We start from the raw sequence: 12,742 nt of genomic DNA on the forward strand, positions 1-12,742 counted from the left end.
GATCGCGTGCCGGAAAGTATTAATCGATTAATTCCGTGATTAACCCGATATTCTTATTTTCTATTGATTTGAAAAGAGTGTCTTCAAATTCTTGGAAATGGGTTTTATCTGTAGTCAGGACTATTTTTCCATATTCCAGATAATGGATGTAATCGCATAGATTGGTTAATGTTTCCATAATATGCGATGTGATGATAATGGTTTTTTCCCGCTCTTTTAATCGCAATAAGATAGAACGGATAATGCGGCATGTTTCCATATCAAGCCCGTTAAACGGTTCGTCGAGGATCAGGACGGGTTTATCCTGTTTCAGGATGGAAAGTAACACCAGTTTCTTTTTCATTCCTGTGGAGTAATGGTCGATCAGTTCGTCAAGCGGCAACGAAAACAGTTCGTTCCATTTATCCAGGTCAAAGCGCACATTCCGGAATAACCCGATGTATTCCCTGCCGGTAATGTTCGAATAGAAATAATTTTCCGTAGTCAGGTAGGATATATCCCTTTTGGTAATTTTCTGGTCCGCACGGTGTATTTCTCCGGAATCCGTTTTTATCAATCCGTATATCGCGTTCAACAGTGTTGTTTTTCCTGCTCCGTTTAACCCCACGATACCGTGTATGCTGTTTTCTTCCATGGATAAATCCAGAGAATCAATAACGGTGGATTGTTTATCATACGATATAGTTAGGTCTTTAATGGAAATCATGTAAGTAGATGTTTAAGTTTTTCTGCGATTTTATATAAAACAGAACGGATAACGCCCATATAACAGGCAGGAGAACCGGGATGAACATGCTTACCATCCCGATGGCTCCGATAATCTGTGCGGCCTGGGAATTCCGGTTTGGTTCGTAAAAAGCGTATTTGGTCAATACCAGATAGGCATGTATCGATGTAAGGATCAGAAATTCAATGACCGGAATATACCATTTATCGGAATGGAAAACGATAAAGATAAGGATCAGAGGGAAAGCGACTATGCCAAATAATGTTATCTGCATTCCGATTTTACCGTACAAAAACCGGTTGACGCTTTTTTCATATAGAATAACCATTTGGTATGGTTCGTTTTGACTGTAGAAACCGGAAACGATAATGCCGAGAATCAACAATGCTACCGGCACGCTTCCTATAAAAAAAGAAGAGCAAAAGCCGATGATCCATACCGGAACAAAGATAAAAAACGATTGCCTTATTCCCACTTTCCATTCAAAGGAGGATGCCGGAATAAAGGATTGAAGCTTGGTATTCAGTGTGTGGAGGTGTCGTGGTGTGATGTCGGTCCGGGCAATCAGGAAAATGCTGCTCAATAGCACCAGCAACGCGATCCATTGCAAATGAACGGCCAGGAACAGAACGACGATGGACGCAAGCGCTGCATATTCCGACAAATAAATTTGCGTATGCTTTTCAAAACAGGTTTTCAGGAATAGTTTGTCCTTTCGTCGAATGTGCAGGCTCAGGATGATGAATACCGTTCCGGCGGCAACATACAGCGAACCGGGTTGTTTTTTCGTTGATGCGAACAGGAAGAGTAACAGATAAGCGAACAATAAGACCAGGAAAACAATACGGAACAACCCGATCCCCATCAGACCCCGGTATAATTGCTTAAATCGTATTTTAAGAAAAGCTCCCACCATGTAGTTCCCATTCTTGTGCCTCAAAGTTAGTGAAAAATGAACGGTTTAGGTCTTTCATAGATACCCTTATCCTTGTTTTAAGGGAATTCAATCAATTTTCGAAATACAAACCTGATAATATAGTGTTTATTTCGTGTATTTTATTCTTTTATCGGTTCCTTATAAAAAAATACCAGATAAACACCCAATAGAATAAAAGGAATACTTAACCATTGTCCCATATTCAGTACCAATCCTCTCTCAAAATCGACCTGTTCCTGTTTTAGAAATTCAATAAAAAATCTGAAAGTGAAGATCAACATCAACACCAAACCAAATAAAAATCCTCGTTTCAATGTTTTTCTCTTCTTTGTATACATGTTGTAAACCAGTACGAAAAATATCAGATACGCGATCGCTTCATATAATTGGGCGGGATGGCGGGGAACCTGATCAATCCTTTCGAAGATGAATGCCCAAGGTACATTGGTCGGATTTCCAATTATTTCGGAATTCATTAAATTGCCTAACCGGATAAACGCCCCTCCCAGCGGAACTGCAATGGCGATATAATCAAAAACCGTAAGATAATGAATACCTGTTTTTCGGTTGAAAACCAGGACGGCTATGATCAAGCCGATTGCTCCTCCGTGGCTGGCCAGCCCTCTGTAGCCGGTCAACACGAACCGGCCGCCTTCCCATGAAAATGGGAGAATCATCTCTAAGGGATGTTTCAGATAATAATCAGGCTGATAAAACAGGCAATGTCCTAAGCGGGCGCCCAATACAATGCCCACCACACAATAGAGAGCCAGCTTTTCATAGTCATTGTCCGATAATCCTTCTTTTTGAAAGATCTTTCTTACGATCCATGCGCTTAATATCAGTCCTCCGACAAATAACAAACTATAATATCCCAAACTGAATCCGTTTGCATCTATCAGCTTCGGATTCACATCCCAGTGAATATATAGGAATCCGTTCATATAAACTATACTTTATTGAACTTTCGTATGTTATGCGATTACCGCTAAATCTTTTGGCTGGCGATGTTTATTCTTCTTCCAGTTCTTTGATCTCTCCGAGGCTTTTCAGGATCGAATCTATATTCTTTTGGTAAAGCCTTTTATATGACCATGCGGTTATCAGGGACGCTAAAACAAACATGCACCCCAACAATATCCATAACGAAACACTTACTTTCGCTTCGGCATACGCGGCGACGCAAAGTAAAGCGATGCTGGGCCCGACAAATGCCATGATCAGCTTTTCCCTTTTAACCAGAACCGCATATTTATTGGTGTAATAAATATTGTCGCGGATATTTTCCGTAACGTCTATTTTTATTAATTCCCGAATCTTATATATGTACCATATAGCGGAAACGACGCAAATAATACCCCCATAGATAACTGCAATATCCCCGAACAGTAGTCTTCCTGAGTATTTGTCGAGCCAATAAACTATGACGGGAATGACCGCAATCAGGATGAAAACCGAAAAAATATCCCAAAGTATTAACCTGTTTAACGTTTTTTCCACTTTTACCTGTATCATTTTCAGGATGATAACTTCGTTCAGTGTATTGTTCTCTTTTAACCGTTTGTCTAGCGCAGCCCACGTGTTTTTTAATTCGTCTAATTCCATAATTCCTGTTTTTTTTAGAGGTGTGACATTTCTCTGAGTTTCTCTTTTGCACGTTTCAGCTTTGTGGCCACATTACTTAATGTCAAGCCGGTGATGTCGGCGATTTCCTGATAGGATTTTTCTTCGAGATAAAGGAGGACAACCACTTTTTCGAGTGTTTTCAACCGGTTGATCAGCAGGTACATTTCACGGATATTTTCGTTCAGGCTGTCCTGTTCGATAAACCAATCGGATAAATCTTCGATAGGGTAATCGCTTTTCGGGCGTTTCTTCTCCTTGCGTATACCCGAGATACAGGTGTTCAAGGCAACCCGGTAAATCCATGTTCCGGGAGAACTTTCATTCCTGAATTTCGGGAAACCGCGCCACAAGTTACAAACCACTTCCTGATACAGATCGGCAAGGGGAAAGGTGTCCGAAACATAGAAAGAGCAGACTTTATAGATGATCCGTTCGTGTTCCTGAACGATTTTTACAAAGGCATGCTCTTTTTTATTTCCCTCCATTATCTTCTTTTTCTATATTAGACGCAATATATCCGGAAAAATGGCAAAATAAACAACTTTTTTTATTAAAATAATTACCCATCTCCGAAATCTTTTTATAATTTTGTCCTGCATGTATTCGTGGATGTTTGGTGTTATATATTGATTAATACGTTGAAATATAGTGATTTAACCGATATATGTGCCTTTTATTTGAAAATTTCAGGTAAACGTTAATATATACGACACTTATACCATTTATTATGAGGAAAAATATAAAGCAACCATCATTTTTCAGCGAACTAAAGAAATGGGTAATACCAGCAATATTTATCATTCCGGCATTACTCGTTTTGTCGTCCTGTACTGATGGGGCAAAACCGTTTAATCTTGTCTTATTGCCGGACACGCAAGTGTATTCCCGTTTATATCCTGAAATATTCCGTTCGCAAACCGAATGGATCGTTCAAAATGCTGATAGTATCGCTTTTGTCCTTCAACAGGGAGATATTACCGATCACAACTCCGAGGAGGAATGGCAGAACGCTGTCGCAGCTTTCTCTGTAATGGACGGTAAAGTGCCATATACGTTTGTGCCGGGTAACCATGACCTGGGACCGGGAGGTAGTGCCAGTAACCGGGACGCAGAACTTTTCAACAAATACTTACCCTACGACCGGTATAGTAAAATGGCACATTTCGGCGGGGCCTTTGAACCCGGAAAGATGGAAAATACCTACCATACTTTTCGTGCCGGCGGATTGGATTGGTTGATCCTTTCGCTCGAATTTGGTACACGCGATAAAATATTGCGTTGGGCGGGTGAAGTGATTGAGGCACATCCCAAACATAAGGTCATTATTAATACCCACGATTATATGTATTCGGATGATACCCGTATGAGTATCGATCGGGATCATTCCTGGGTACCACAACGATATGGTGTGGGCAAAGACACAGGCGACGAGTCCGTCAACGATGGCGAAATGATGTGGGAGAAGCTGGTGAGCCGGTATCCCAATGTATTATTGGTATTCAGCGGACATGTACTCCATAGTGGTACGGGGCAGTTGGTGAGCACCGGAATGCATGGCAATGATGTGTACCAGATGCTGGCCAATTACCAGTCGGGAGTAGAAGGTTCTGAAAATGGCGGAAATGGATTTCTTCGGATCATTACCATTGATCCTGAAAATAAAACAATATCCGTAAAAACTTACTCTCCGTACATAAACGAATACAAGACAGAACCAGACCAACAGTTTGTTTTTGAAAATGTTGAGTTCTGATGTAGGATCGTCCGGGGTTTTTAACTATTTATGCCTCTCAACCAATATGGCTTCAATATCTTCCAGTTTCAGTTTTTTTGTTTTTAACAGGATCAGGAAGTGGTAGAGCAGGTCAGCAGCTTCATTTTTGAACAGATCGATATTGTTGTCTTTCGCTTCGATTACCAACTCGACGGCTTCTTCTCCTACCTTCTGCGCCACTTTGTTTACACCACGGCTGAACAGCTTTGAAGTATATGAGCCTTCCGGATTTTCGGTGATCCGCTTCTCTATCACATTTTCCAGTTCATAGAGAAATCCTTTCGATTGTTTATCGCCGAAACAGGATGTGGAACCGGTATGGCAGGCTGGCCCCTGCGGATAGGCCTTGATAAGGATGGTATCATTGTCGCAATCCGTCAGGATCTCGTCCACAACCAACCAATTGCCCGATGTTTCCCCTTTTGTCCAAAGGCGGTTCTTACTTCTGCTGAAAAAAGTCACCTTTCCTTCTTTCTGTGTTCTCTCCAACGCTTCTTCATTCATATAGCCGACCATCAATACCTGTAAGCTGAGCGTATCCTGAATGACGGCAGGAACTAATCCTCCCGATTTTGAAAAATCGATATTCATCGTATGGGTATATTTTGAGTTTTTAAATAATCTTTGAGTGTAGGGATAGAAATCTCCCTGAAATGAAAAATACTGGCCGCCAGTGCCGCACTTGCTTTCGTTTGTGTAAATACTTCAGAAAAATGTTCAAGGGTTCCGGCGCCGCCTGAAGCGATCACCGGGATGCGTACCGCTTCGCTGACAGCAATTGTAATGTCGATAGCAAAACCATCCTTCGTACCATCGTTATTCATCGAGGTAAGCAGTATCTCCCCTGCGCCACGGTGTTCGCCTTCCTTTGCCCAGTCGACGGTACGGAGATCTGTCGGCGTTTTACCCCCATGGGTATATACGATCCATTCATTATTTTCGAAATTAGTATCAATAGCAAGTACTACACACTGACTTCCAAATTGCCCGGCAATTTCGGTGATCAGTTTCGGTCGCTTGACAGCTGCAGAGTTCAGACTGACTTTATCGGCCCCGGCCTGGATAATGGCGCGTGCATCGTCTAACGAATGGATACCTCCCCCTACGGTAAACGGGATATTGATCTCCTGTGCAACACGCGTGACCAGTTCCGTGAGCGTTTTACGCCTCTCGATAGTAGCGGTGATGTCTAAAAAGACCAATTCATCCGCACCTTCCTGCACATATCGCTTGGCGAGTTCCACCGCATCGCCTGCATCGCGGATATCCACGAAATTGACCCCTTTGACGGTACGTCCGTCCCTGATATCAAGACAGGGGATGATTCTTTTTTTCAGCATAACTTTTTAATTCAAGATTCAAGATTCCAAATTTAAAATTATGAAATCATCAAATTCTCCACTTCCAAATATTAACTCATAATTCATAATTCATAATTTTTCTACGAACTCCCGCAATTCACGAAGAGTGATCTTTCCTTCGTAGAACGCTTTTCCTATGATTGCTCCGTCGCAACCAAGCTGCTTCAATACCTGCAGATCGTCGATTGAAGAAACACCTCCACTGGCAATCAGTTTTACACCGGTTTTTTCGATAATCTCGCGGTATAATTCGTTGGATGTACCCTGTAGCATGCCGTCTTTCTGAATATCGGTACAGATGACATACACGATACCTTTCTTTGCGTAATCCGAAATAAAAGCGACTACCTCCAGTTCCGATTGTTGCATCCAACCGTGTGTCGCTATTTTCCGATTGTTGCTGTCGGCGCCAAGAATAATCTTTTCCGATCCGTATGTGCCGAGCCATTGCCGGAAAGTATCAGGTTGCTGTACCGCGATGCTTCCACCGGTAATTTGTGACGCTCCATTCTCGAAAGCAATACGAATGTCTTCATCTGATTTGATGCCACCGCCAAAATCAACTCTCAACGAGGTTTTCGAGGCGATATCGTGTAAAATCTTATGATTGACAATATGCTTCGAGCGAGCGCCGTCGAGATCCACCACATGCAGGTATTGTATACCGTTCGCTTCAAATTCTTTGGCTACTTCGAACGGATCGTCGTTATATATTTTCTGTGTATTATAATCGCCTTTAGTGAGGCGTACACACTTACCGCCGATAATATCTATGGCCGGAATAATTCTCATTTTTTGATTGAGTTAGATCATTTATTTGTAAAAGCAATCATAAGTATGCTGCAGACTTTTCCAGGACAATATGCACATATCTGTTTCTGACTTCTTTTTTCACACTGGCACATTGATTCACATTATTCATATTGGCATATTAGCATTATAGGTCCAGAAAATTCCTCAGGATCTTTTCGCCCACGTCACCCGATTTTTCAGGATGAAACTGTGTGGCATAAAAATTGTCTTTTTGCATTGCGGCGCTGAACGGCAAGATATAGTCACAGCGGGCAATAGTTTCGGAACATATTTCTGCATAATAGCTGTGCACGAAATAAACAGCATCATCTTTACCGAAACCGTTGAAAAGTGGATTAACCTCGACCTCCAGATTGTTCCACCCCATATGTGGGACAATATCTGTTGCAGGGAATTTTTTCACTTTCGCATCGAAGATGCCAAGGCACTTTGTATCACCCTCTTCCGAATGCCGGCACATCAGTTGAAGCCCAAGGCAAACACCCAGTGTGGGTTGAACTAAAGATTGAATAATTTTATCTAATCCTTTACTCTCCAGGTGATTCATTGCTGATTTTGCTTCTCCCACACCCGGGAAAATAACTTTTTCAGCAGATAGAACTTCATCAATATCATCGGTCACCTTACACTCATAACCCAGCCGTTCGACCGCATTTTTGACCGATGTGATATTGCCAGCGTTGTATTTGATTATTGCTATCATTGTTGAATTATTTCAAATTCAAAATTCCAGATTCAAAATTTATATTATTATGATTTATTAATTTATTATATTGATTTTGACTCCACCGAACGTTGATTCAATTCAGATTTCATCATCACATCAACAAATCATCACATCAACTACAGTGTTCCTTTCGTACTGGGTATACCTTCTGTTCCATCTCGCTTTACTGCCATCTTTATTGCCCGGGCAAAGGCTTTAAAGATAGATTCGATCTTGTGATGCTCATTGTCGCCTTCCGCTTTAATATTGAGATTGCAGCGGGCGTTGTCACTGAACGATTTGAAGAAGTGCATGAACATTTCTGTGGGAAGATCACCTACGAATTCGCGTTTAAATTCCGCTTCCCATACTAACCAGGGGCGTCCTCCGAAATCAATAGCCACTTGTGCCAGGCAATCATCCATCGGTAACAGGAAACCATACCGTTCCACTCCCTTCTTTTTGCCCAGCGCCTGTATAAAAGCTTCTCCCAGGGCGATTCCCGTATCTTCTACCGTGTGATGCTCATCCACCTGCAGATCACCTTTGACGCGAATGGTAAGGTCGATATTGCCGTGGCGGGAGATCTGGTGAAGCATATGGTCGAAGAATCCCAATCCGGTTGAGATATCGCTTTTCCCTTTGCCGTCAAGGTTCACCTCGACGAAGATGTCGGTCTCGGAAGTCTTTCTGTGTACTTTCCCTCTGCGTGGCTCCTCTTTCAGAAACTGATAGATCTCTCCCCAGTCTGTAGTACACAGTGTGACTCCCGGATATGAATTATTATTCAGTAAAATAGATTTACAATTCATATTTTCAGCAAGTTGTACATCTGTTATCCGGTCTCCTATTACATAAGAATGCTCCAGATCGTATACTCCTCTCATATAATGGGTGAGCATACCGATACCGGGCTTTCGGGTAGGTAGGTTTTCGTGGGGAAAAGATCGGTCGATCAGTACTTCACTGAAATGTACTCCCTCATTTTCAAAAGCCTTGATGACTTTGTTCTGTACCGGCCAGAAAGTCTCTTCGGGAAATGAGGGAGTACCCAACCCGTCCTGGTTGGTAACCATCACCAATTCGTATTCCAATTCGCCGGCAATACGGGAGAGGTTCCGGAATACCTTCGGATAAAATTCCAGTTTTTCCAGGCTGTCGATCTGTTCATCCTCAGGTTCTATGATCAACGTCCCGTCACGGTCGATAAATAATACTTTTTTCATATATTTTGCACTAAGAAGTTTAGAAATTAGAAGTCAAGAAGTCCAAGAAGTCAAGAAGGGGAGAAATTTAGAAGTCCGCAGCAACGAAAACAACAATTAGTAATTAGTAATTGATAATTCTCCATTCTTAATTATAATTTTTCAATTCGTTTATCAGCATCCGGTTTTCTTCCGGTGTACCGACTGTGATACGGAGACAATTGCGGATGACAGTACTACGATTTCTGACAATCACCTTTTTCCCGACCAGATATCGATAGATCGCATTGGCTTCCGTCACTTCTACCAGCAGGAAATTGGCATCGGAAGGATAGACATGATGTACCATGGACAAACCTTTCAACTCTTTTTCCAGCAATGTACGTTGCTCCAGAATGATGGAGAGTTGCCGCTCAAATTCAAGAGGATTAGATAACGCTCTGAGCGCTTCTGCCTGATTCAGTGAACTTACATTGTAGGGAGGTTTTGTTTTGTCCATCAATGTGATGATGTCAGCGCTTGCATAGGCTACACCTACACGTGCCCCAGCCAATCCCCATGCTTTACTGAAAGTCTGCATCACAATCAGATTGGGATAATCGGGTAATTTTTCGAGAAAGCTGTTGCCGCCACTGAAGTCGATATAGGCCTCATCGACTACCACGATCCCGCAGAACTCCTGAAGCAGTCGTTCTACATTTTGAAGACTGTTCCCTGTAGGATTATTTGGAGAGCAGACGAAGATACATTGTGCCTGAAGAGATAGTATTTTATCGATGTCTAATTTGAATTGATCGGTCAGCGGCACCCGGAGCACTTCCACGTTGTTGATATTGGCTGATACCTCATACATACCGTAAGTAGGGGGACAGATGATTACACGATCCTGTTGCGGTTCGCAGAAGATACGGTAAATCAGGTCGATTGCCTCATCGCTTCCGTTCCCGATGAAGATGTTCTCCACCGGGATCTGTTTTCTTTCGGAGAGGGCTTTTTTTAGCAGGCGCTGATGAGGGTCGGGGTAACGATTCCTTTGTCCGAACGGATTTTCGTTAGCATCGAGGAAGATACCTTCATCACCCGTGAATTCATCTCGTGCACTGGAGTAGGGGTGTAATGCCCGGATATTGGGGCGTACCAGCGATTCCAGATCAAATTTCTCCATTTTCGTCTTCTTGTTGTTCTTTTTGAGTCAGCTCTTCTGCATCGTACCGCTCTGTTTGTGATGATGCTTGAGATTCCTCTTGTTGTATTTGTTGTTCTTGTTCCTGATCTTGCCCTTGCTCCTGCGTGTAACCTGTCATCGCTATCTGCCTTGCCTTTACCGCTCCCAGACGAAGAGTCATGGCATTCTTGTGGGCAATGAGTTGTTCCTCTTCAGCCATGATCTCCACTGTATTACCGATGCTTATCACTCCCTCCTCGGTAAGTTGTTGGAAGGTGATCTTTTTAACGAAACTGTCGAGTGATACACCACTGTAAGCCGCTGCATGTCCGCCTGTAGGGAGGGTGTGATTGGTTCCGCTGGCGTAATCGCCGGCACTCTCACAACTATAATGTCCGAGGAATACGGAACCGGCTGTGGTGACATCCCGGCTTAATAGTACCGGGTTTTCGGTAGCCAGGATAAGGTGTTCCGGAGCATAGAAATTACTGAAATCGATACATTCATCCAAATCTTTGAAGAAGATTGCCTTGCTGTTTTTAAGAGCCTGTGATGCAATTTCTTTCCTTGGCAGGTTTTCCAGTTGGATATCAAGCTCTTTATTGACCGCTTTGATTACCTTTTTATTGTCTGAAAGCAGGATCACCTGGCTATCTGGTCCGTGTTCGGCTTGTGACAATAGGTCTGCAGCTACGAATGCCGGGTTGGAAGTGTCGTCGGCAATCACCAGAAGTTCACTTGGGCCAGCCGGCATATCGATAGCCGTACCATAATACTGGGCTGACCGTTTGGCAGCCATTACGTACTGGTTGCCCGGGCCGAATATTTTATCAACCTTTGGAATACTTTCCGTACCGAAAGCCATTGCTCCGATAGCCTGGATCCCTCCTACAGCAAATATTTTCGTCACTCCCGTCAGTACGGCGGCATAGAGTATGGCAGGATGGATTTTCCCTTCCTCGTTAGGAGGCGTGCATAATATTATCTCGCTACATCCGGCAATTTTTGCAGGTACCGTGAGCATCAGTACTGTGGAAAAGAGTGGGGCAGTGCCGCCGGGTACATAGATACCTATCCGGGAGATTGGACGCGATTCACGCCAGCAGAGCACGCCGGGAGCGGTCTCCACTTTACATATCTCTTCCTGCTGTGAACGGTGAAAGGTTTCTATATTCTTTCGTGCCAGTCCGATAGCCTGTTTTAGCCGTTCGGGCACTAATCCCGCCGCCTGTTCAATGGTCTCACGATCCACTTCCAATGTCTCCTGAGCAGGCCAGTCGAATTGACGGCTATAGGTGAGTACTGCCTTATCTCCTTTTCGGTGGATATTGTAAAATATCTTTTCCACAATATTCATCAACTTCCGCTGCCTGATCATAGGGCGTTCGGCCAGTTTCTTCCTTTTGCTTTGCGAAGGGTTTGAAATCGTTTTCATTATAACTGATTTATTGATTTACTGATTTGAAGATCAATTGGCACATCATCACATCATCGAATTATCACATCAATTCAGAGGATCATCTTCTCAATAGGCACTACAAGGATTCCTTCGGCACCCAGGCGCTTTAATTCATCGATGATTTCCCAGAAATCGTCGTCATGAATCACGGAGTGGACACTGCTCCAACCTTTGTCGGCCAGCGGAAGGATACTGGGAGAACGCATGCCGGGTAATAATTTCACAATATCGGGGATGACCTCGTTGGGTGCATTAAGCAAAACGTATTTTTTACCGCGTCCGTTTTTGTAAGCCTTTATACGGAATAACAACCGCTCCAGCAGTTCGGTTTTGGCAGTCGAAAGGTTTTTGTTACCAATGAGTACAGCCTGGCTTTTGATGATTGCTTCCGCTTCCTTCAACCCGTTCATGATGAGGGTACTTCCGGTACTTACTATATCGAAGATGGCATCAGCAAGGCCGATTCCGGTAGCAATCTCCACACTTCCCCCCAGTTCTTCAATCTTCACATCCATTCCTTTCTCCCGGAAAAATTTTTTCAGTATCCTGGGATAGCTTGTCGCTATTCGTTTACCATTGAAATAATCGAGTCCCGTGTAAACTTCATCTTTCGGAATGGCGAGAGAAAGGCGACAGTTTCCGAAACCCAGTTTTTCGATCTCTATTACATCCTTTTCTTTTTCCCATACCTCGTTTTGCCCCAGGATACCGATATCTGCTACGCCTTGTTCTACATATTGCGGGATATCGTCATCCCGCAGAAAGAGGATCTCCATAGGGAAGTTGTGTGCTTCTGTTCTCAGTTTGCGGTTGCCGTTGGAGACATTGATGCCGCACTCCGTGAGCAGGTCGAGGGATTTTTCGCTTAACCGTCCGCTTTTTTGAATAGCGATTTTAATTTTTTCCATTCTTTATTCACTTTACTCAATCGTCCCGGATATGTCCGATTGGATGTTAAACAAAAAACCC

Annotated in this window: 14 protein-coding genes; 1 reads left to right on the forward strand and 13 read right to left on the reverse strand. The window is 43.2% G+C overall.

Annotated elements, in window-relative coordinates; all coding sequences use genetic code 11:
* Positions 1 to 19 precede the first annotated feature (19 nt).
* The 5 genes from F597_RS0107595 to F597_RS0107615 form a co-directional block, all read right to left on the reverse strand.
* The gene (locus F597_RS0107595) at positions 20 to 706 is read right to left on the reverse strand and encodes an ABC transporter ATP-binding protein (protein WP_019539130.1); all 687 of its coding nucleotides are present in this window, start codon (positions 704 to 706) and stop codon (positions 20 to 22) included.
* Positions 693 to 1,643, reverse strand: a complete 951-nt coding sequence (locus F597_RS0107600; RefSeq protein WP_019539131.1) for a hypothetical protein — start codon at positions 1,641 to 1,643, stop codon at positions 693 to 695. Before F597_RS0107600 ends, F597_RS0107595 begins: the two co-directional genes overlap by 14 nt.
* A gap of 140 nt (positions 1,644 to 1,783) precedes the next feature.
* A complete protein-coding gene (gene lgt / locus F597_RS0107605) occupies positions 1,784 to 2,608 on the reverse strand; it encodes a prolipoprotein diacylglyceryl transferase (RefSeq protein ID WP_019539132.1) in 825 nt (274 codons plus the stop codon).
* Between the two features lie 67 nt (positions 2,609 to 2,675).
* Positions 2,676 to 3,269, reverse strand: coding sequence for a hypothetical protein (locus tag F597_RS0107610; protein WP_019539133.1), 594 nt, complete (start codon positions 3,267 to 3,269; stop codon positions 2,676 to 2,678).
* A gap of 14 nt (positions 3,270 to 3,283) precedes the next feature.
* Positions 3,284 to 3,775, reverse strand: coding sequence for an RNA polymerase sigma factor (locus tag F597_RS0107615; protein WP_019539134.1), 492 nt, complete (start codon positions 3,773 to 3,775; stop codon positions 3,284 to 3,286).
* 242 nt (positions 3,776 to 4,017) lie between these two features.
* On the opposite strand from F597_RS0107615, the gene F597_RS0107620 reads away from it, so the two are divergent.
* Complete coding sequence (locus F597_RS0107620) at positions 4,018 to 5,043, forward strand: metallophosphoesterase (protein WP_052319807.1); 1,026 nt, start codon at positions 4,018 to 4,020, stop codon at positions 5,041 to 5,043.
* A gap of 24 nt (positions 5,044 to 5,067) precedes the next feature.
* On the opposite strand, the gene hisIE is transcribed toward F597_RS0107620, so the two are convergent.
* From hisIE to hisG, 8 genes are all read right to left on the reverse strand, one after another.
* Positions 5,068 to 5,655 (reverse strand): bifunctional phosphoribosyl-AMP cyclohydrolase/phosphoribosyl-ATP diphosphatase HisIE, encoded by a 588-nt coding sequence (gene hisIE, locus F597_RS0107625; protein WP_019539136.1) that lies wholly within the window; start codon positions 5,653 to 5,655, stop codon positions 5,068 to 5,070.
* A complete protein-coding gene (gene hisF / locus F597_RS0107630) occupies positions 5,652 to 6,404 on the reverse strand; it encodes an imidazole glycerol phosphate synthase subunit HisF (protein WP_019539137.1) in 753 nt (250 codons plus the stop codon). The genes hisIE and hisF overlap by 4 nt, the downstream gene beginning before the upstream one ends.
* Positions 6,405 to 6,494: 90 nt before the next feature.
* A complete protein-coding gene (hisA, locus tag F597_RS0107635; RefSeq protein WP_019539138.1) occupies positions 6,495 to 7,217 on the reverse strand; it encodes a 1-(5-phosphoribosyl)-5-[(5-phosphoribosylamino)methylideneamino]imidazole-4-carboxamide isomerase in 723 nt (240 codons plus the stop codon).
* Between the two features lie 145 nt (positions 7,218 to 7,362).
* Positions 7,363 to 7,941 carry an imidazole glycerol phosphate synthase subunit HisH gene (hisH, locus tag F597_RS0107640; protein ID WP_019539139.1) on the reverse strand — a complete coding sequence of 193 codons (579 nt, stop codon included), beginning with the start codon at positions 7,939 to 7,941 and terminating at the stop codon, positions 7,363 to 7,365.
* A gap of 140 nt (positions 7,942 to 8,081) precedes the next feature.
* Positions 8,082 to 9,170 carry a bifunctional histidinol-phosphatase/imidazoleglycerol-phosphate dehydratase HisB gene (gene hisB, locus F597_RS0107645; RefSeq protein ID WP_019539140.1) on the reverse strand — a complete coding sequence of 363 codons (1,089 nt, stop codon included), beginning with the start codon at positions 9,168 to 9,170 and terminating at the stop codon, positions 8,082 to 8,084.
* A 127-nt stretch (positions 9,171 to 9,297) separates the two neighbouring features.
* Positions 9,298 to 10,314, reverse strand: coding sequence for a histidinol-phosphate transaminase (hisC, locus tag F597_RS0107650; protein ID WP_019539141.1), 1,017 nt, complete (start codon positions 10,312 to 10,314; stop codon positions 9,298 to 9,300).
* Entirely contained in the window at positions 10,301 to 11,749 is a 1,449-nt protein-coding gene (hisD, locus tag F597_RS0107655) for a histidinol dehydrogenase (protein ID WP_019539142.1), read from the reverse strand. The genes hisC and hisD overlap by 14 nt, the downstream gene beginning before the upstream one ends.
* Before the next feature lie 74 nt (positions 11,750 to 11,823).
* Positions 11,824 to 12,681 (reverse strand): ATP phosphoribosyltransferase, encoded by an 858-nt coding sequence (hisG, locus tag F597_RS0107660; RefSeq protein WP_019539143.1) that lies wholly within the window; start codon positions 12,679 to 12,681, stop codon positions 11,824 to 11,826.
* Positions 12,682 to 12,742: the final 61 nt, after the last annotated feature.

It is taken from the genome of Proteiniphilum acetatigenes DSM 18083 (assembly GCF_000380985.1).
Taxonomy (GTDB): domain Bacteria; phylum Bacteroidota; class Bacteroidia; order Bacteroidales; family Dysgonomonadaceae; genus Proteiniphilum; species Proteiniphilum acetatigenes.

Excerpts from the sequence above, each read along its gene's own strand:
- hisC (WP_019539141.1), bottom strand. The coding sequence starts at position 10,314 with ATGGAGAAATTTGATCTGGAATCGCTGGTACGCCCCAATATCCGGGCA.
- hisH (WP_019539139.1), bottom strand. The coding sequence starts at position 7,941 with ATGATAGCAATAATCAAATACAACGCTGGCAATATCACATCGGTCAAA.
- F597_RS0107615 (WP_019539134.1), bottom strand. The coding sequence starts at position 3,775 with ATGGAGGGAAATAAAAAAGAGCATGCCTTTGTAAAAATCGTTCAGGAA.
- hisF (WP_019539137.1), bottom strand. The coding sequence starts at position 6,404 with ATGCTGAAAAAAAGAATCATCCCCTGTCTTGATATCAGGGACGGACGT.
- hisD (WP_019539142.1), bottom strand. The coding sequence starts at position 11,749 with ATGAAAACGATTTCAAACCCTTCGCAAAGCAAAAGGAAGAAACTGGCC.
- hisB (WP_019539140.1), bottom strand. The coding sequence starts at position 9,170 with ATGAAAAAAGTATTATTTATCGACCGTGACGGGACGTTGATCATAGAA.
- hisIE (WP_019539136.1), bottom strand. The coding sequence starts at position 5,655 with ATGAATATCGATTTTTCAAAATCGGGAGGATTAGTTCCTGCCGTCATT.
- F597_RS0107600 (WP_019539131.1), bottom strand. The coding sequence starts at position 1,643 with ATGGTGGGAGCTTTTCTTAAAATACGATTTAAGCAATTATACCGGGGT.
- F597_RS0107620 (WP_052319807.1), top strand. The coding sequence starts at position 4,018 with ATGAGGAAAAATATAAAGCAACCATCATTTTTCAGCGAACTAAAGAAA.
- hisG (WP_019539143.1), bottom strand. The coding sequence starts at position 12,681 with ATGGAAAAAATTAAAATCGCTATTCAAAAAAGCGGACGGTTAAGCGAA.
- hisA (WP_019539138.1), bottom strand. The coding sequence starts at position 7,217 with ATGAGAATTATTCCGGCCATAGATATTATCGGCGGTAAGTGTGTACGC.
- lgt (WP_019539132.1), bottom strand. The coding sequence starts at position 2,608 with ATGAACGGATTCCTATATATTCACTGGGATGTGAATCCGAAGCTGATA.
- F597_RS0107610 (WP_019539133.1), bottom strand. The coding sequence starts at position 3,269 with ATGGAATTAGACGAATTAAAAAACACGTGGGCTGCGCTAGACAAACGG.
- F597_RS0107595 (WP_019539130.1), bottom strand. The coding sequence starts at position 706 with ATGATTTCCATTAAAGACCTAACTATATCGTATGATAAACAATCCACC.